Origin of the sequence: Streptomyces sp. NBC_00019 (assembly GCF_045041015.1) — a bacterium.
Taxonomy (GTDB): domain Bacteria; phylum Actinomycetota; class Actinomycetes; order Streptomycetales; family Streptomycetaceae; genus Streptomyces.
On record NZ_CP108302.1, the window covers coordinates 3,418,207 to 3,435,753 of the forward strand.

Consider the following 17,547-nt stretch of genomic DNA (forward strand, 5'->3'; position numbering starts at 1 on the left):
GGCCGGTGCGCGGCACCGTCGAGGTATACGGAGCCGAGCCGCCGGGATGTCCCGTGCTGCCTGGCTCCCTTGCAGGGAGAGGCACCCGCCGATCATGAACGTCCGCCGCAGCGCCGCGGTCCTGGCCGCCACCGCAGTGATCGGGACGGCCGCACCGGCCGTCGCCGCGAGTCCTTCTCCGTCGCCGTCGGTGGTGATACCGGAGGGGTTGTACGGGGATGGGGATCCGACGTACGACGGGGTGTGGCGGCAGTCGCTCGCCCTGCTCGCGCAGGACACGGTGGGTGTCGTACCCACCGCCGGGGCGGTGGACTGGCTGACCGGCCAGCAGTGCGCGAACGGCGCCTTCGCCCCCTTCCGCGCCGACACCGCCAAGGCCTGTGCCCCGGGGCTCCTGGTCGACACCAACAGCACGGCCGCCGCCGTCCAGGCCCTGGCCGCGCTCGGCGGGCACGACACCGCGACGGGCAAGGCGGTCACCTGGTTGAAGTCGGTGCAGAACAAGGACGGCGGCTGGGGCTACACCCCGGGCGGGGCCAGCGACGCGAACTCCACGTCCGTGGTCATCGGCGCGCTCACGGCGGCCGGCGAGAAGCCTGCCGCTGTCGTGAAGGACGGCAAGTCCCCCTACGACGCCCTGCTGACGTTCGCCCTGCCCTGCACCGGGGACGGCGAGGGCGCCTTCGCCTACCAGCCGGACAAGAAGGGCAAGCTCGCGGCCAACGCGGACGCGACGGCGGCGGCCGTGGTGGGCGCGCTGGGCAAGGGACTGGCCGGGGCGCCCGAGAAGCCCACCGGCACCGACCTGACCTGCAAGGACGCCACCGACCCGGAGCAGGGCGCGGAGAACGGTGCCGCCTACCTCGTCAAGGCCCTGGCCAAGGACGGGCACCTCACATCGGCGCTGCCCGGCTCCGAGGACCAGCCCGACTACGGCAACACCGCCGATGCGGTCCTCGCCCTCGCGACCGTCGGACAGGGTGACAAGGCGGCCGACAGCGTGCGCTGGCTGGAGGCCAACTTCGAGCAGTGGGCCCAGCAGAGCGGTCCGGCCGCGTACGCGCAGCTGATCCTCGCCGCCGAGGCGGACGCCTTCGACGCACGGGACTTCGGCGGCCAGGACCTGGTGAAGCTGCTCAACGCGACCGGCCCCGCGCCCGAGAAGGTGCCCTCCGCCGCCGAGAGCGCGTCCCCGGGGGCGGACGACCAGGCGGCCGAGAAGGACGACGAGGGCGTCAGCGTCTGGTGGATCGTCGGGGTCGGTCTCGTCGGCGGCATCGGTGTCGGTTTCCTGATCAGCGGCCGCAAGAAGAAGCAGCAGCCGTGATCCGCCGAGCCCTCGCACCGCTGCTGGCCGCGCTGGTCCTCCTGACCGGCGCGACCCAGGCCGCCCACGCCGCCGGCTACCGCTACTGGTCCTTCTGGGACCGCACCGGTACCACCTGGACCTACGCCACCCAGGGCCCCGCCACCGCCGTCCCCGCCGACGGCGACGTGCAGGGGTTCCGATTCGCCGTCAGTGAGGACTCCGCGGACGCGACGAAGCCCCGTGGCACCGCGTCCTTCGCGACGATCTGCGCGAAGACCCCGGCGGCGGAGGGCAGGAAGCGGGTGGCGCTGGTCATCGACTTCGGTACGGCACAGGACGCGCCCTCCGGCGAGACCCCGCCCGCGACCCGCACGGCCTGCGCGGTGGTGTCGCAGGACGCGACGACGGCGGAGGCGCTGGCGACGGTGGCGAAGCCCTTGCGGTACGGCACGAACGCGCTGCTGTGCGCCATCACCGGGTATCCGGAGACGGGGTGCGGGGAGCAGGTGACGGGAGGGAAGAAGCCGACGTCCACGCAGAGGACGTCCGCGCAGAAGAAGGACTCCGCCAGCGGCCCCTCGGTGGGTCTGTTCGCGGGGGCGGCCGCCGTGGCGGCCCTGGGCGCGGCAGCGGTGTGGCAGGCGAGGCGGCGCGGGAATGCGCGCTGACCTTGCGCGGCTGCGGAACCTGCACCCCGCCGCCTGGTGGCTCTGGGCCCTCTCCCTCGGTGTCGCGGCCACCCGCACCACCAACCCCCTCCTGCACGCCCTCCTCATAGCCACGTCCGCCTACGTCGTGGTGACCTGTCGCCCCGACGCCCCCTGGTCCCGCTCCTACTCCGCCTTCGTCAAGCTCGCCCTCGCCGTCCTCCTCATCCGCCTCGTCTTCGCCGTCACCCTCGGCTCCCCCCTCCCCGGCACCCATGTGATCGTCACCCTCCCCGAACTCCCCCTCCCCGACTGGGCGCAGGGCATCCGGCTCGGCGGCAAGGTCACCGGCGAGACACTCCTCTTCGCGTTCTACGACGGGCTGAAGCTGGCCACCCTCCTCATCTGCGTGGGCGCGGCGAACGCCCTCGCCAACCCCAGCCGGCTCCTCAAGTCCCTGCCGGGCGCCCTCTACGAGATCGGCGTGGCGGTCGTCGTCGCCCTCACCTTCGCGCCTCACTTCATCGCCGACGTCCAGCGCGTGCGCGCCGCCCGCCGTCTGCGCGGCCGTCCGGACATGGGCATCCGGGGCCTGCTGCACGTGGGACTCCCGGTCCTGGAGGGCGCCCTCGAGCGCTCCGTCGCCCTCGCCGCCGCGATGGACGCGCGCGGGTACGGCCGTACCGCCGACGTCCCGCCCCGTGTCCGCCGTACGACGACCGCGCTCACCCTCGGCGGTCTGCTCGGCATCTGCGCGGGAACGTACGGCCTGCTCACCGCCGAAGGCGGCACGTACGGCATGCCCGTGCTCCTCGGCGGAGCGACCGCCGCCCTCGCGGGGCTGCGCCTCGGCGGGCGGCGCACCCCGCGCACCCGCTACCGCCCGGACCGCTGGAACGCGCGCGCGTTGCTCGTCGCCGGTTCCGGCGCGGTGGCGGCGGTGGCGCTGGTCCTCGCGGCCTCGACGGACCCCGCCCTGCACCCCGGCGTGATCCCGCCGGTCGCCCCCACCCTGCCCCTCTGGCCCGCGGCGGCGATCCTCGTCGGACTGCTCCCGGCCTTCATCGCCCCGAACGTCCCCCACGTCCCCCACGTCCCCCACAAGGAGCCATCGTGATCCGCTTCAAGGATGTCTCCGTGACGTACGACGGGGCGGCCGAACCGACCGTCCGGGGCGTGGACTTCGAGGTTCCCGAGGGTGAACTCGTCCTGCTCGTGGGGCCGTCCGGCACCGGTAAGTCGACCGTCCTCAACTCCGTCTGCGGTCTCGTCCCGCACTTCACCGGCGGCACCCTGCGCGGCCGCGTCACGGTGGCCGGCCGTGACACCCGTACGCACAAGCCGCGTGAACTCGCCGACGTGGTGGGGACGGTGGGCCAGGACCCGCTGTCCCACTTCGTGACGGACGCGGTCGAGGACGAACTCGCCTACGGCATGGAGTCGTTGGGCCTCGCACCGGACGTGATGCGCCGCCGTGTGGAGGAGACCCTGGACCTCCTGGGTCTGACCGACCTCCGCGACCGTCCCATCAGCACCCTCTCCGGCGGCCAGCAGCAGCGCGTGGCGATCGGCTCGGTCCTCACCCCGCACCCCAAGGTCCTCGTCCTCGACGAACCGACCTCCGCGCTGGACCCGGCCGCCGCGGAGGAGGTTCTCGCGGTCATCCAGCGTCTGGTCCACGATCTGGGGACGACGGTCCTGATGGCCGAGCACCGCCTGGAGCGGGTCATCCAGTACGCCGACCAGGTCGCCCTTCTGCCGGGCCAGGGAGCACCCCCGGTGCTGGGCGACCCGGCCGAGATCATGGCCGTGTCCCCGGTGTACCCGCCGGTGGTGGACCTGGGGCGCCTGGCGGGTTGGTTCCCCTTGCCCCTGACGGTGAGGGATGCGCGCCGGAGGGCAGGAGACCTGCGCGAACGTCTGAACGCGGGGTCGGCCGACGCCGCCAAGGGGCGCGGGGCTGTATTCATCAGCGGCTCCGCCGCGGGGCGCGATCAGCCACAAACAGCCCGCACCCGCCAACAACCCACACCCCCCGAGCCATTGGGCGCCCCCACCCGCCGCCGCTGGTTCACACGCACCACCTCCACCCCTCTCCCCCCGTCCCCCCACACCGCCGAAGTCCACGACGTCTCGGTCCGGCGCGCTCACGTCCAGGCCCTCCGCCACATCACGCTCACCGTCACCCCCGGCGAGACCATCGCCCTCATGGGCCGCAACGGCGCCGGCAAGTCCACGCTGCTCAACACCCTCGTCGGCCTCGTCGAACCCTCGGCCGGTTCCGTACGGGTAGGCGGAACCGTGCCCCATCGCACGGCCCCCAAGGACCTCGTACGCCGCGTGGGCCTCGTACCGCAGGAGCCGCGCGACCTCCTCTACACCGACACGGTCGCCGCCGAATGCACCGCCGCCGACGCCGACGCGGGCGCCGCCCCCGGCACCTGCCGCACCCTCGTCTCCGAGCTCCTCCCGGGCGTGAGCGACGACACCCACCCCCGCGACCTCTCCGAGGGCCAGCGGCTCGCCCTCGCCCTGGCCGTCGTGCTCACCGCCCGCCCTCCCCTGCTCCTCCTAGACGAGCCGACCCGCGGACTGGACTACGCGGCGAAGGCCCGGCTGGTCACGCTCCTCAAGGCGCTCGCCGCCGAGGGTCACGCCATCATGCTGGCCACGCACGACGTGGAACTGGTCGCCGAGATCGCCCACCGGGTCGTCCTGCTCGCAGACGGCGAAGTGATCGCGGACGGCCCGGCAGCGGACGTCATCGTGGCCTCCCCCTCCTTCGCCCCCCAGGTCAGCAAGATCCTGGCCCCACAGAAGTGGCTCACGGTGACGCAGGTACGGGAGGCACTCGTGGCGGGCGTCGAGGAGGGCCTCGCGTGAAGTCCGTGAAGGCCATCCGCCTCGGCCCCCGCTCCATCGCCGCCCTCGCCCTCGCCGGGGCGGTCGGTGTCGTCGCCTTCGGGTGGCCGTTTCTCGCGCCGCCGACCTCGCAGGTCGGGACGCACACGCAGGACGCGCCGTGGCTGTTCGCGGGGCTGTTGCTGTTGCTGGTCGCCGTGGTCGGGGCGGCGATCTCGGAGGCGGGGCTGGGGCCGAAGGCGGTGGCGATGATGGGCGTGCTGGCCGCGACCGGCGCCGCGCTGCGGCCGATCGGAGCCGGGACCGCCGGGATCGAGCCGATGTTCTTCCTGATGGTGCTGAGCGGCCGGGTGCTCGGCCCCGGGTTCGGGTTCGCGCTCGGCTCGACGACGATGTTCGCCTCGGCGCTGCTGACGGGCGGGGTGGGCCCGTGGATGCCGTTCCAGATGATGGCGATGGGCTGGTTCACGATGGGCGCGGGCCTGCTGCCGGGCCGGGTCCGCGGGCGGGCGGAGCTGCGCCTGCTCGCCCTGTACGGCTTCACGGCGGCCTTCGCCTACGGCACGGCGATGAACCTCGCGGGCTGGCCCTTCATGGGCGCACTGGCCTCGAACATCGCCTTCGTCCCCGGGGACCCGGTCCCCGAGAACCTGGCCCGCTTCCTCGCCTACTGCCTGGCCACGTCCCTCGGCTGGGACCTGGGCCGGGCGGTGTGCACGGTCGTCCTGACCTTCCTGCTCGGTCCGGCCGTGCTCAGGGCGCTACGCAGAGCCACCCGGCGGGCGGCGTTCGAGACCGCGGTCACATTCGAAACCTCGTTGAGCGGTGAAGCACCCCACATGACCCACATCACGAACTACCCGGCCTAGTAGTACATTTCGGACGCCATGTCCACGCCATAATGGCCTCTGACCTGCGCTTTGAGAGCCAGATCACACCACCCCCTCCCGCCGCACATACGACCACAACTAGCAAAAGGGGTCATTGCGGACGCGCTCCGAGCCTGTTTATCTGGACAACGTCGCACGGCGCCGACCCGCCCCACGGGCCTCGGCGCCAACGCATGTCAGAGCCGCTCAACGCGGTCACGACATACCCGCGACTCCCTGTCCCCGAAGAAAAGGTTCTCCGTGTCCGTCTCTCGCATCGTTCGCCGCATCGCTTCCCCGAAGAAGGCCATCACCACCGTCGCGATGGCCGCCGCCACCGCCGGTCTGGTGCTGACCGCGGCGCCCGCTCAGGCGGCCACCAGCTCCTCGGCCGCCGAGGCCAAGTCCATCGCGCGTCAGATGATCCCGAACGCCGCCCAGTACAACGCGTTCAGCAAGATCGTCGAGCACGAGAGCGGCTGGGACGTCGACGCCACCAACGCCTCCTCCGGCGCCTACGGCCTGGTCCAGGCCCTGCCCGGCTCCAAGATGGCCTCCGCCGGCTCCGACTGGAAGACCAGCGCCGAGACCCAGATCGAGTGGGGCCTGAAGTACATGAACGAGCGCTACGGCAGCCCGACCGGCGCCTGGGCGTTCTGGCAGGCCAACGGCTGGTACTGAGCCGACTGACAGCAGACTGACGTACGAAGGCGGCGGCCCCCTCCCACGAGGGGGCCGCCGCCTTCGTCGTCCAGGGGGAGCGCGCATGGTCCACTGGGCCGGTGAGCACAGAGACTGAGGAGTCCACGGAGTCCGCCCCCGAGGACCGCGGGCTCCGCCTGGTGCCGGTACTGCTCGCGCTGACCCTGGTCAGCGGTCTGATCGACGCCGTCAGCTATCTCGGCCTCGGGCACGTCTTCACCGCGAACATGACCGGCAACGTGGTCGTGCTGGGCTTCGCCGCGGCCGGCGCCCCCGGCTTCTCGGTACCGCACACCGTGACCTCGCTCGCCTCGTTCCTGGTGGGCGCGGTGGTGGGCGGCCGGATCGCCGTACGTCTCGGCCGTGGCTCCCGCCGCAGGTGGGCCCGGCTCACCCTCGCCGCCGAGGCGGCCCTGCTGGGCGCGTCCGCGGTGGTCGCCTTCGTCGCACCCGACGACACGGCCACCGTCTACACCCTCATCGCGGTCACGGCCTTCGCGATGGGCCTGCGCAACGCCACGGTCCGCAGACTCGGTGTCCCCGACATCACGACCACCGTCCTCACCATGACCCTGACCGGCCTCGCCGCGGACTCCCGCGCGGGCGGCGGGCCGGGGACGCGCTCTCCCCGCCGCTCAGCCGCGGTCGTCGCGATGGTGGTGGGAGCCGCGCTCGGGGCGTGGCTGGTGCTCCACCACGGGCTGGGCATCCCGCTGCTGGTCACGGCCGTGCTGGTGGGGGTACTGGCGGTGGTGGCGTCGGGGCGGGAGTAGGAAAGGGCCGTTGCGTTCGGGGACCGGCTCAGCGCCACTGCGGCGGAATGTTCGCCAGCTGCCGCAGCAGGTCCCAGCCCTCGCTCCTGCGCCTGCGCTCCGCCGACGGACTGCTCCACGGGGCGCCCTGCCCCACCCAGTAGCCGCGATAGCCCCGCACACCCAGGACGCTGTTGTCCCCGACGTCGGACTCGTTGCCGCAGCACGAGCAGATCTCCGCCGTGGGCCAGCCGCCCTCCCAGAACACCTCGTAGCCGTCATGCCCACAGACCCGGCAGACGGTCTCCGTCTCGTCCTCCATGCGAAGACGATATGCGGGAGCCCTGGGCCGAGCCCATGACCCAGGAGTTCGTCGCGCGGTACGGCCGCTGGAGCACCGGCCGGCGCTGGGCTCACCACGAGGGCGACCTCGGCGGCGGGCCGGTGGGCGCCCTCGCACTCGCCGACCTGCCGGCCGTCCTCATCACGGCCGCAGCGGGTCGACGGGCACCCGGTGATCCGGCTTGCCGTCCTTCGCCAGCATCGAGTGACCGTCGGCCACCGCCCGGTACAGCCTGATCCCGGAGTCGCCCCGCACGTCGTCGAGGGTCCAGACCCGACCCCCGTGCTCCACGGAACGCCGGGAGAAGACCTCCAGCGCACGCTCGGCCGCCGAGTCGTCCACGACCTCCTCGGCCACACCGGCCATGTACACCGCCTGCCCGGTACTGATCGCCACCGACGAGTCGAAGACCGAGATCCCCACCTCGGGCCGTACCGCGATGTTCCGTGAATGGGTGACCTCCGGCGAGGACACCCAGAAGAACTCCCGGTACCCCTCGTGCGCGAAGTAGACGGGCGAACTCCACGGCCGCCCGTCCGCGTCGGCGGTGGCCAGCACCATGTACCGGATCCCGTCGACGATCCCCCGCGCGATCTCGCCGCTCCCCGTCACCGAGTCCTCCGGTAGACGAGCCCGAAGTCCCGTTCCCACGGCGCCGATTCATCCTTGGCCAGCTCCCAGGCCCCCCGGATGACATCGCCTTCCACCCGCCCGAAGAACCGCTGCCGGAAGGACAGCGCCGAGAAGTCCGCCGTCTCGCGCAGCAGCCGCCACTCCTCGCCATCGAAGCTCATCGCATACGTCCGTACGACACCGCGTGTGTCGAAGTAGTGGTACGTGTACGCCCCCGACTCCGGATCGACGGCGATGATCGCCATGCTGTCCGGCGCCCCCTCGATCGGGATCTCGGTCCGCTGCACCAGGAACTTCCCATCCAGATCCCAAGCGAACACACACCGCGCCGGAGGCCCGTCCGCCCCGGGAAGATCGGCCTCCACCGCCCACTCCCCTACCAGCACACCCAGCCGCTCCAACGCTTCCTGCCCCGCCGTTCCGCCCATCGCGGACACCTCCTCCTCGTGCCGTGGCCGAAGGTATGACCGCGACTGGCGGCGAAACTCATCGGACTACGTCACCGCGTACAGGACACCGTTCAGGCTGCTGATGTAGACCACGCCGTCGGCGAAGGCCGGCGTCGAGTAGATGGAGCTGCCGGTGCGGAACGTCCACCGCCGTTTCCCGGTGTCGGCGTCCACCGCAGACAGGTTGCCGTCCCCGCTGCCCGCATAGGCCGTGCCGTCGACGACGATCGGGGCGCTCACGAACTCCTTGCCGATGCGGGACTTCCATCGCCGCTTGCCGGTACCGGCAACCACGGCGGTCAAGTCGCCGTTCGCGCTGCCCAAGTAGACCGTGCCGTCGACGGCAGTCGGCGCGCTCATGGATTTACCGGCGGCGAATTTCCACCGCTGGTCGCCGGTCTCGGCGTCCAGCGCGTAGAGCTGGCCGTCCTCGCTGCTGACGTAGACCGCGCCGTCGGCGACGGCTGCCGGTGAGCCCACATAGCCGCGGGTGGTGAACTCCCACCGTCGCTTGCCGGTGCCGGCGTCCAGCGCGTACGCGGTGCCGCTGAGACAGGCGGCGTAGACCACCCCGTCGACGACGGTCGGTGCCGCGACGACCGAGCTGCGGGTGGTGAATCTCCACCTCTGTTCGCCGGTACCGGCGTCGACCGCGTACACATGGCCGTCTCCGTAGTCGTTGCGTCCCCCCGGACCGAGGCGGTACACGACTTCACCCCCACCGCCGACGTACACGACGCCGTCGGCCACGGTCGGCGACGAGCTTCCGTACTCGCCGGTGGGGAATGTCCACCGCTGCTTGCCGGTACCGACGTCCACCGCGTACAGGTGGCCGTCCGCACTGCTTTCGTAGACCGTCCCGTCGGCGACGGCCGGCGCCGAGCTCACCTTCGCACCGATGACGAACGTCGGCCGCATTCCACCGGCGGGGAACGTCCACCGCTCTCCACCGGTGGCCGTGTCCAGCGCGTACAGGTTGTCGGAGTCGTTGCCGATGTAGACGACGCCACCGACGACGACCGGCGACGCGTACACCAGGTCGCCCGTGGCGAACCTCCACTGCTCTGTGCCGGACGGGGCCGCGGGTGTGGGTGTGGGTGTGGGGGATGCGCTGGGTCTTCGGCTCGAATCGGGCAGGGACTCGGGTCCTTCGGCGGAGGAGTCGCCGTCGCTGGACTTCCAGGCGGCGAAGCCGAATCCTGCGGCCACGGCGGCCCCGCCGAGGCCGAACAGGGCGCGTCGGCGGGTCAGGTCGGCCGGGAGCGCGGTCGGGCCGGCGCCGGTTGCTGCCGTCTCCGGGCTCTTGGGCGAGGGCTCGAATTCGGGGGCCTCGGTCACCACCGGTGCCTCGGTCACCACTGGTGCCAGTGCCGGTGCTGGTGCTGGTGCTGGTGCTGGTGCTGGTGCTGGTGGGACCTTGGGCCCGTGCGTGGTGGTGCGTGAGTGCAAGGTCGCGGCGACCGGTGCGGGGAGCCAGCCGGGCTGAGTGGGTGTGTGACCGACGGCCTCCACGGCAGCTTCGGCCTCCGCCGCCTCCCCCGCCTCTTCGGCCGCAGCCTCCGCCAGCTGCTCCAGCAGCGTCGCCACCGTCGGACGCCGTTCGGGTTCCTTGGTCAGACAGAGGGCCACCAACGACCGTAGAACGGGAGGGACTTGGTCCAGGTCCGGGTCCTCGTAGACGATGCGGAAGCTCAGGGCATGCCCCGAGCCGGTCCCGAACGGCCCCGATCCCGTCGCGGTGAACGCCAGTACCACGCCGAGGGAGAAGACATCGCTGGCGGGCCCGACCGGCTTTCCGGTCAGCTGCTCGGGGGACATGAAGCCCGGCGTGCCCACCACCATGCCGGTCCGGGTCAGCGCGGTGGCCTCATGCGCCACCGAGATCCCGAAATCGATCACCCGGGGCCCGTCCGTCGCGAGGAGGATGTTCGACGGTTTGAGGTCCCGGTGGACCACATCAGCCGCATGGATCGCCTCCAGCGCCTCGGCGAGACCGGCGCCGAGCGCCAGCACCAGGCCCTGCGGCCAGGGCCCGTGCGCGACCACGGCCTCGCCCAGCGAGACGCCGGGCACATACGCCGTCGCGAGCCATGCCGGTGACCCGTCCGGATCGGCGTCCACCACACCGGCGGTGAACACCCCGCTGACGCGTCGGGCGGCGGCCACCTCCCGGGCGAACCGGCGCCGGAACTCACCATCCTCGGCCAGTTCGGAACGCACCACCTTCACCGCCACCGCCCGGCCGCCAGGCGAGCGCCCCAGATACACCCGGCCCATTCCGCCCACACCCAACCGCGCCACGATCCGGTACCGCCCGACCTGCTCCGGATCCCCCGCTACCAGCGCCTCGAACGCCTCCACCTGCGACCCCCTGCCGAAGATCCCACATCATCCCCGACCATCAGCCGTCGCCGACACCCCCACACTCGAACCACACCGTCTTGCCACCCCCGGCCACCCCCGTCACACCCCACTTGTCCACGACCGCCTCCAGCAGCAGAAGCCCGCGCCCACTTTCGGCGTCCGGCGACAACTCACCTCGCGGGACCGGCCGTTGCGCACATCCGTCCGCCACCTCCACCCGCACCCCCGCCACCTGACGCAGCACCACCACCTCACACAGCCGATCCGGAACATGCCGTACGACGTTGGCGACCAGCTCCGTCACGCCGAGCTCCACGGCGTCGGTCAGCCCGGCCAACTCCCAGTCGACGAGCAGCGAGCGGACGATACGGCGGATGTACCGGACCGAGTGTTCGCCCACGGTGAGGCGCATGCGGTACTGGGTGGAGAGGGGGCCCAGGAGGATGGGGGGAATGTATGCGTTCACGGTACGAGCCTGAACTGGCGCAACTACGCTGGGCTACAGGCTGGATACAACCTGTTCTGGAGTGGAGGGTGTTCGTGACGCACATCAACGTCCTGGACCCGGGGGCCTCACCGCTCGACTACTACGGTTTCGAGCTGCGGCGACTGCGGGAGGCCGCCGGGCTGAGCCAGAAACAGCTCGGGGACATCCTCAACTACACCGGGTCCCTGATCGGCCAGATCGAGACAGCGAGGAAGGTGCCGACGCCGGAGTTCAGCGTGCGGGCGGACGCGGCCCTGGGGTCGGACGGATTGCTGACGCGGCTCGTCGAGCTGGTTCTGCGCAGTCAACTCCCGGCGTGGTTCAGGCAGGTTGCCGAGCTGGAGGCACGGGCGACCGAGATCTGCACGTTCCAGGCCACGATGATCCATGGCCTTCTCCAGACCCACGCCTACGCACGCGCCACGCTCGGCACGCTGAATCGGACCGACCTCGACGACCGCACCGCCGTACGACTGGCCCGTCAGCGCATTTTCGACAAGGCGGAAGCGCCCGTCTTCTGGACGGTGATCAGCGAGGCGGCGCTGTACCAGGAGATCGGCGGCCGTGAAACCATGCGCGGCCAACTGGCTCACCTGTTGGACTTCGAGGACAATCCCCGGATCAACATCCAGGTGCTGCCATTCTCGGCCGGAGCGCACACCGGACTGACAGGCTCATTCAACCTCTACCGCTTCGCCAGCGACCCGACGATCGTCTACACCGAGGGGTACGGCAGCGGACATCCGACCGCGAACCCGGACACTGTCAAGGACTGCTCGCTCCGTTACGATCATCTGCGGGCCGCCGCTCTATCCCTCAAGGACTCGGCGGAGTTGATCCAGCGTGTGATGGAGGACCGCTATGGAGAGCAACTGGCGTAAGTCCAGCTACAGCAGCGACCAGGGCGGCGAGTGCGCGACCTCCGCCCAACTCGCCTGGCGCAAGTCCACGCACAGCAGCGACCAGGGCGGGGACTGCGTCGAAATCGCCGAAGCACCCCCCACCATCGCCATCCGCGACTCAAAGAACCCGACGGGACCGATCCTCACCATCACCCCCGCCGCCTTCCACCACTTCGTCTCCTGGAGCGGCGCTACACCTGCGGTCTGACCACACCCCCCGCCTTCGCCGCCTGGTGCGCTCTCCACTCCTTGCGGAAGAGATGCGCACGCAGGACGGCGATCGCCAGGAACAGCAGCCCGAAGCCGCCCCTGCCTATATCCGCTGGATGATCGTGCCGGTGGCGAGGCCACCCCCCGCGCACATCGTCACCAGCGCGAACTCCTTGTCCACACGCTCCAGTTCATGAAGCGCGGTGGCGATGAGCCGGGCCCCGGTCGCCCCCACCGGGTGCCCGAGCGCGATCGCGCCGCCGTTCACGTTCACCTTCTCCAGGTCCTGCTCGAAGACCTGCGCCCAGCTCAACACCACGGACGCGAAGGCCTCGTTGATCTCGACGAGGTCGATGTCCTTGAGGGACATCCCGGCCTTCCCGAGCACCGCCTTGGTCGCGTCGATCGGTCCGTCGAGGTGGAAGTGCGGGTCGGCGCCGACCAGCGCCTGGGCGACGATCCGGGCACGCGGACGCAGCTTCAGCGCCCGTGCCATCCGCTTCGAGGCCCACATGATCGCGGCCGCGCCGTCGCTGATCTGGGACGAGTTGCCCGCCGTGTGGATCGCGGTGGGCATGACGGACTTCAGGCCCGCCAGCGCCTCCATGGAGGTGTCGCGCAGACCCTCGTCCCGGTCCACCAGCCGCCACATGCCCTGCCCGGCGTGCTGTTCGTCCTCGGTCGTCGGCACCTGCACGGCGAACGTCTCGCGCTTGAAGCGCTCCTCGCTCCAGGCGACAGCGGCCCGCTCCTGCGAGATGAGGCCCAGCGAGTCGACGTTCTCCCTCGTCAGGCCCCGATGGCGGGCGATCCGTTCCGCCGCCTCGAACTGGTTGGGAAGGTCCACGTTCCACTCGTCGGGGAACGGCTTTCCCGGCCCGTGCTTGGACCCCGACCCGAGCGGCACCCGCGACATCGCCTCGACGCCGCAGGAGATGCCGACGTCGATGACGCCCGCCGCGATCAGGTTCGCCGTCATGTGCGAGGCCTGCTGCGAGGAGCCGCACTGACAGTCGACGGTCGTCGCCGCCGTCTCGTACGGCAGGCCCATCGTCAGCCAGGCCGTGCGCGCGGGGTTCATGGACTGCTCGCCGGCGTGGGTCACCGTGCCGCCGACGATCTGCTCGACGCAGTCGGCGGGGATGCCGGTGCGGCCGAGGAGTTCACGGTAGGTCTCGCCCAACAGGTAGGCGGGGTGGAGGTTGGCGAGCGCGCCGCCGCGCCTGCCGATGGGGGTGCGTACGGCTTCGACGATCACGGGTTCCGCGGCCATGGGGAGTTCCTCTCCTCCTCAAGAGCCTGTGTCATATCCCCGGCCGGGCGCCCGCCGCCTGGCACGCACGCTCGCCGCGTTGCCGAACCACCCACGTGGCTCCGCCACGAGGGCGCTCCGGCGCCTTGCGATCGCACGCACCAGACGCCGCGCGCTGATCCGACCGGGAATATGACACAGGCTCTCACCCGCGCGGCGCGGGGGCGTCCCGGCCCGGCCCGCCACGCGGAACTAGTACGTGTTCTAGTTCCAAAGGCAGTCTGCTGACACGGAGTCCATCACCGCAAGAGTCGTGCACGCCTCTTGCTACTTCTAGAACCGGTTACTACGTTCACGACACAAACTGATGGACCGTCAGAATATGGCTGGAGCTGCCCATGCCCTGTCCAGCGCTCCCCGACGGGTTCGACCTCACCGACCCCGACATGCTGCAACAGCGCGTACCACTACCGGAGTTCGCCGAGCTACGCCGGACGGAACCGGTCCACTGGATCGCCCAGTCGGACAATGTCGCCGGTTTCCAGGACGAGGGCTACTGGGCCGTCACCCGCCACGAGGACGTCAAGTTCGTCTCCACGCACCCCGAGTTGTTCTCGTCCATGCTCAACACGGCGATCATCCGCTTCAACGAGCGCATCGAGCGCGACGCCATCGACGCCCAGCGGCTCATCATCCTCAACATGGACCCGCCGGAGCACACCCGTGTCCGCCAGATCGTCCAGCGCGGCTTCACCCCGCGCTCGATCCGGGCACTGGAGGACACCCTGCGCACCCGGGCGCAGGGCATCGTCCAGAGCGCCCTCGCCCAGGAGGGCTCCTTCGACTTCGTCACCCAGGTCGCCTGCGAACTCCCCCTCCAGGCCATCGCCGAGCTGATCGGCATCCCGCAGGAGGACCGCCTCAAGATCTTCGAGTGGTCGAACCGGATGATCTCGTACGACGATCCCGAGTACGCGATCACCGAGGAGGTCGGCCAGGAGGCGGCGATGGAGGTCATCGCCTACGCCATGAACATGGCCGCCGACCGCAAGAAGTGCCCGGCGAAGGACATCGTGACCACGCTGGTGGCGGCGGAGGACGAAGGCAACCTGGGCTCGGACGAGTTCGGCATGTTCGTCCTGGCCCTCGCGGTCGCGGGCAACGAGACCACCCGCAACGCGATCAGCCACGGCATGCACGCCTTCCTGACCCACCCCGACCAGTGGGAGCTGTTCAAGCGCGAGCGGCCGGCGACGACCGCGGAGGAGATCGTCCGCTGGGCGACCCCGGTGGTCAGCTTCCAGCGCACGGCGACGCAGGACACGGAGCTGGGCGGCAAGAAGATCAAGCAGGGCGACCGGGTGGGCATCTTCTACGCCTCGGCCAACCACGACCCGGACGTCTTCGAGAACCCGGACACCTTCGACATCACCCGCGACCCCAACCCCCACCTCGGTTTCGGAGGCGGCGGCCCGCACTTCTGCCTCGGCAAGTCCCTGGCCGTCATGGAGATCAACCTGATCTTCAACGCCATAGCCGACGCCATGCCCGGCCTCCATCTGACCGGCGACCCCCGCCGGCTGCGCTCCGCGTGGATCAACGGCGTGAAGGAACTCCAGGTGAGCGTGGGCTGACCGCGCCAACCCCTACTCGGGCCGACGGCTTCCCGGCGCCGTCGGCCCGTCCCCAGACCCGGGGGAGGCAGCGAGCACCCCCATCCCTACGCCCCGCTCCTGCCTCCCCCGAGGCCCGCCGCCACGGGTTCCTCCTTGCCGCCCACCGCCACCGCCACCGTCGTACGCGCCCTCGGCCCCTGGAAGAGATAGGCCAGACCGAAGCCGCCGCCCACGGCCAGCGCGCCGCCCACCGCGTCCAGGACCCAGTGGTTGCCCGTCGCCACGATCGCCGTCACCGTGAACAGCGGGTGCAGCAGTCCCAGGGCCTTGAGCCACCACTTCGGGGCGACGATCGCGATGACCAGACCGCACCACAGCGACCAGCCGAAGTGCAGGGACGGCATCGCGGCGTACTGGTTCGTCAGGGCGGTCAGGGTGCCGTAGTCCGGCTTGGAGAAGTCCTGGACGCCGTGGACCGTGTCGATGATGCCCAGCGACGGCATGAGCCGGGGCGGGGCCAGCGGGTAGAGCCAGAAGCCGACCAGGGCCAGCAGCGTCGCGAAGCCCAGCGACGCGCGGGCCCAGCGGTAGTCCACCGGGCGCCGCCAGTACAGGACCGCCAGCACCGACAGCGGCACCACGAAGTGGAAGGACGTGTAGTAGAAGTCGAAGAAGTCGCGCAGCCAGGCGACCTTCACCACCGCGTGGTTGGCCCAGTGCTCGATGTCGAGGTGCAGCCGGCGCTCCAGGTCGAGGATCTGCTGCCCGTGTGCTTCCGCCCGCGCCCGGCCCTCCGAGTTGCTGCCGCCCGTCGCCGCCAGCCGCACCTTCTGGTACGCCGCGTACGTCACCCGGATCAGCAGGAGTTCGAGGAGCAGGTTCGGGCGGTTCAGCACCCGCTTCAGGAACGGCAGCAGTGGCACCCGCCTGAAGCGGGTCGGGACCGGCTCGGCGTGCTCCGCGGGGATCGCGGCCTGGTAGTGCGGCGAGGTGCGGGACAGGAACGGGATCACGGTCGCCGCCGCGAGCGCCGCCAGCAGCACGATGTTGTCGCGCAAGGGGTACAGCGACGACATGTTCGGCAGCATCATCTTCGTCGGCAGCGTCATCACCAGCACCACGGCCACCGGCCACACATACCGGTCCGACGCCCGCTTCCCGACCCGCCCGACCACCGCGAGCAGCACCCACAGCAGCTGGTGCTGCCAGGTCGTCGGCGAGATCAGGATCGCCGCGCAGCCCGTGATCGCGACCGCGAGCAGCAACTGCCCGTCGTGGGCGTAGCGCACCGCCCGGCGCAGGGCCAGGACCGCCACCGCCGCGCCGAGCACCAGGAACAGCGCGATCTCCAGCGGCCCGGACAGGCCCGCCCGCAGCAGCGCGCCGTGCAGCGACTGGTTGGCGAGGCCGTCCGCCGCGCCGCCGAGCCCCGTGCCGGCCACGTGGTGGACCCAGTAGGTGTACGAGTCGTGCGGCATCGCCAGCCACGCGAGCGCCGTGCTCGCGGCGAACGTCACGCCGGCCGACAGTCCGGCCGGGCGCCGGCCCGTGAACCACAGCAGCGGCGCGAACAGCAGCACCGTCGGCTGGAGCGCGGCGGCCACGCCGATCAGTACGCCGCCCGCTCGTTGTCCGCGCACGACGAAGCAGCCCAACAACACCAGGAGCACCGGCATGATGCTCGTCTGGCCCAGGTACAGCGTGTTACGGACCGGCAGCGACAGCATCAGCAGGCTGATCGCGACCGGCGCGGCCAGCAGCGACGTACGTCTGTTCACCGGATGAGGAAGCGCCCGCGCGGCGACGAGGCCGAGAGCGACGACCAGGAGCAGCGTGCCGAAGGTCCAGCCCCAGCCAAGAGCCTGCTCGGCGGCACGTGTCAACGGCTTCAGAACAAGCCCCCCGAAAGGGGTACCGGTGAACAGGGTCGAGTCGTACAGCGAGCCCTTCACATGCAGGACGCCGTCCGGGCCGACCCAGGTCTCCAGATCGGTCAGCCGCTCGCCGTCGGGGGTGCTCAGGACGACGGCCACCTGTCGGACGGCGAGTATCGCGGCGATCAGCCACAGCCCCAGGTGGGCCACGCGCAGGCGTGCCCTCACCGTCTCGACGTCCGTCGCTCCGCTGTGTTCCGCATTCGCCACGCCTCG

Annotated in this window: 17 protein-coding genes; 10 read left to right on the forward strand and 7 right to left on the reverse strand. The window is 70.9% G+C overall.

The features are described from left to right. The first annotated feature begins 94 nt into the window (after positions 1–94). The 7 genes from OHU89_RS16285 to OHU89_RS16315 all read left to right on the forward strand — a co-directional run bounded on the left by OHU89_RS16285 (position 95) and on the right by OHU89_RS16315 (position 7,162). Positions 95–1,327 carry a prenyltransferase/squalene oxidase repeat-containing protein gene (locus OHU89_RS16285; protein ID WP_405643544.1) on the forward strand — a complete coding sequence of 411 codons (1,233 nt, stop codon included), beginning with the start codon at positions 95–97 and terminating at the stop codon, positions 1,325–1,327. Next, positions 1,324–1,977 carry an SCO2322 family protein gene (locus OHU89_RS16290; RefSeq protein WP_405643546.1) on the forward strand — a complete coding sequence of 218 codons (654 nt, stop codon included), beginning with the start codon at positions 1,324–1,326 and terminating at the stop codon, positions 1,975–1,977. The genes OHU89_RS16285 and OHU89_RS16290 overlap by 4 nt, the downstream gene beginning before the upstream one ends. Next, entirely contained in the window at positions 1,967–3,073 is a 1,107-nt protein-coding gene (locus tag OHU89_RS16295; protein ID WP_405643548.1) for an energy-coupling factor transporter transmembrane component T, read from the forward strand. Before OHU89_RS16290 ends, OHU89_RS16295 begins: the two co-directional genes overlap by 11 nt. Continuing rightward, positions 3,070–4,839 (forward strand): ABC transporter ATP-binding protein, encoded by a 1,770-nt coding sequence (locus OHU89_RS16300; RefSeq protein WP_405643551.1) that lies wholly within the window; start codon positions 3,070–3,072, stop codon positions 4,837–4,839. Before OHU89_RS16295 ends, OHU89_RS16300 begins: the two co-directional genes overlap by 4 nt. Further along, the gene (locus tag OHU89_RS16305) at positions 4,836–5,687 is read left to right on the forward strand and encodes an ECF transporter S component (protein ID WP_405643554.1); all 852 of its coding nucleotides are present in this window, start codon (positions 4,836–4,838) and stop codon (positions 5,685–5,687) included. The genes OHU89_RS16300 and OHU89_RS16305 overlap by 4 nt, the downstream gene beginning before the upstream one ends. Positions 5,688–5,948: 261 nt before the next feature. Further along, the gene (locus OHU89_RS16310) at positions 5,949–6,368 is read left to right on the forward strand and encodes a transglycosylase SLT domain-containing protein (RefSeq protein ID WP_361540053.1); all 420 of its coding nucleotides are present in this window, start codon (positions 5,949–5,951) and stop codon (positions 6,366–6,368) included. Positions 6,369–6,469: 101 nt separating this feature from the next. Beyond that, on the forward strand, positions 6,470–7,162 hold the full coding sequence (locus tag OHU89_RS16315) for a YoaK family protein (protein ID WP_405643557.1): 693 nt from the start codon (positions 6,470–6,472) through the stop codon (positions 7,160–7,162). 28 nt (positions 7,163–7,190) lie between these two features. Here OHU89_RS16315 and OHU89_RS16320 read toward each other — a convergent pair whose 3' ends face one another. From OHU89_RS16320 to OHU89_RS16340, 5 genes are all read right to left on the reverse strand, one after another. Then, positions 7,191–7,463, reverse strand: a complete 273-nt coding sequence (locus OHU89_RS16320; protein ID WP_405643560.1) for a hypothetical protein — start codon at positions 7,461–7,463, stop codon at positions 7,191–7,193. A 162-nt stretch (positions 7,464–7,625) separates the two neighbouring features. Further along, positions 7,626–8,096 (reverse strand): pyridoxamine 5'-phosphate oxidase family protein, encoded by a 471-nt coding sequence (locus OHU89_RS16325; RefSeq protein ID WP_405643563.1) that lies wholly within the window; start codon positions 8,094–8,096, stop codon positions 7,626–7,628. Further along, a complete protein-coding gene (locus tag OHU89_RS16330; RefSeq protein ID WP_405643566.1) occupies positions 8,093–8,545 on the reverse strand; it encodes a hypothetical protein in 453 nt (150 codons plus the stop codon). The genes OHU89_RS16325 and OHU89_RS16330 overlap by 4 nt, the downstream gene beginning before the upstream one ends. A 66-nt stretch (positions 8,546–8,611) precedes the next feature. Further along, complete coding sequence (locus OHU89_RS16335; RefSeq protein ID WP_405643569.1) at positions 8,612–10,927, reverse strand: PQQ-binding-like beta-propeller repeat protein; 2,316 nt, start codon at positions 10,925–10,927, stop codon at positions 8,612–8,614. A gap of 40 nt (positions 10,928–10,967) precedes the next feature. Continuing rightward, a complete protein-coding gene (locus tag OHU89_RS16340) occupies positions 10,968–11,396 on the reverse strand; it encodes an ATP-binding protein (protein WP_405643572.1) in 429 nt (142 codons plus the stop codon). 74 nt (positions 11,397–11,470) lie between these two features. Here OHU89_RS16340 and OHU89_RS16345 point away from each other — a divergent pair, with 74 nt between their 5' ends. Further along, positions 11,471–12,298, forward strand: coding sequence for a helix-turn-helix domain-containing protein (locus OHU89_RS16345; protein WP_405643575.1), 828 nt, complete (start codon positions 11,471–11,473; stop codon positions 12,296–12,298). Next, positions 12,279–12,527 carry a DUF397 domain-containing protein gene (locus OHU89_RS16350; protein WP_405643577.1) on the forward strand — a complete coding sequence of 83 codons (249 nt, stop codon included), beginning with the start codon at positions 12,279–12,281 and terminating at the stop codon, positions 12,525–12,527. The genes OHU89_RS16345 and OHU89_RS16350 overlap by 20 nt, the downstream gene beginning before the upstream one ends. 105 nt (positions 12,528–12,632) lie before the next feature. Here OHU89_RS16350 and OHU89_RS16355 read toward each other — a convergent pair whose 3' ends face one another. After that, the gene (locus OHU89_RS16355) at positions 12,633–13,802 is read right to left on the reverse strand and encodes a steroid 3-ketoacyl-CoA thiolase (RefSeq protein WP_266893136.1); all 1,170 of its coding nucleotides are present in this window, start codon (positions 13,800–13,802) and stop codon (positions 12,633–12,635) included. 377 nt (positions 13,803–14,179) lie between these two features. Between OHU89_RS16355 and OHU89_RS16360 the strand changes: the two genes are divergently transcribed. After that, the gene (locus OHU89_RS16360) at positions 14,180–15,415 is read left to right on the forward strand and encodes a cytochrome P450 (RefSeq protein ID WP_405643581.1); all 1,236 of its coding nucleotides are present in this window, start codon (positions 14,180–14,182) and stop codon (positions 15,413–15,415) included. A gap of 86 nt (positions 15,416–15,501) precedes the next feature. Here OHU89_RS16360 and OHU89_RS16365 read toward each other — a convergent pair whose 3' ends face one another. Beyond that, the gene (locus OHU89_RS16365) at positions 15,502–17,541 is read right to left on the reverse strand and encodes a bifunctional glycosyltransferase 87/phosphatase PAP2 family protein (RefSeq protein ID WP_405643584.1); all 2,040 of its coding nucleotides are present in this window, start codon (positions 17,539–17,541) and stop codon (positions 15,502–15,504) included. Positions 17,542–17,547: the final 6 nt, after the last annotated feature.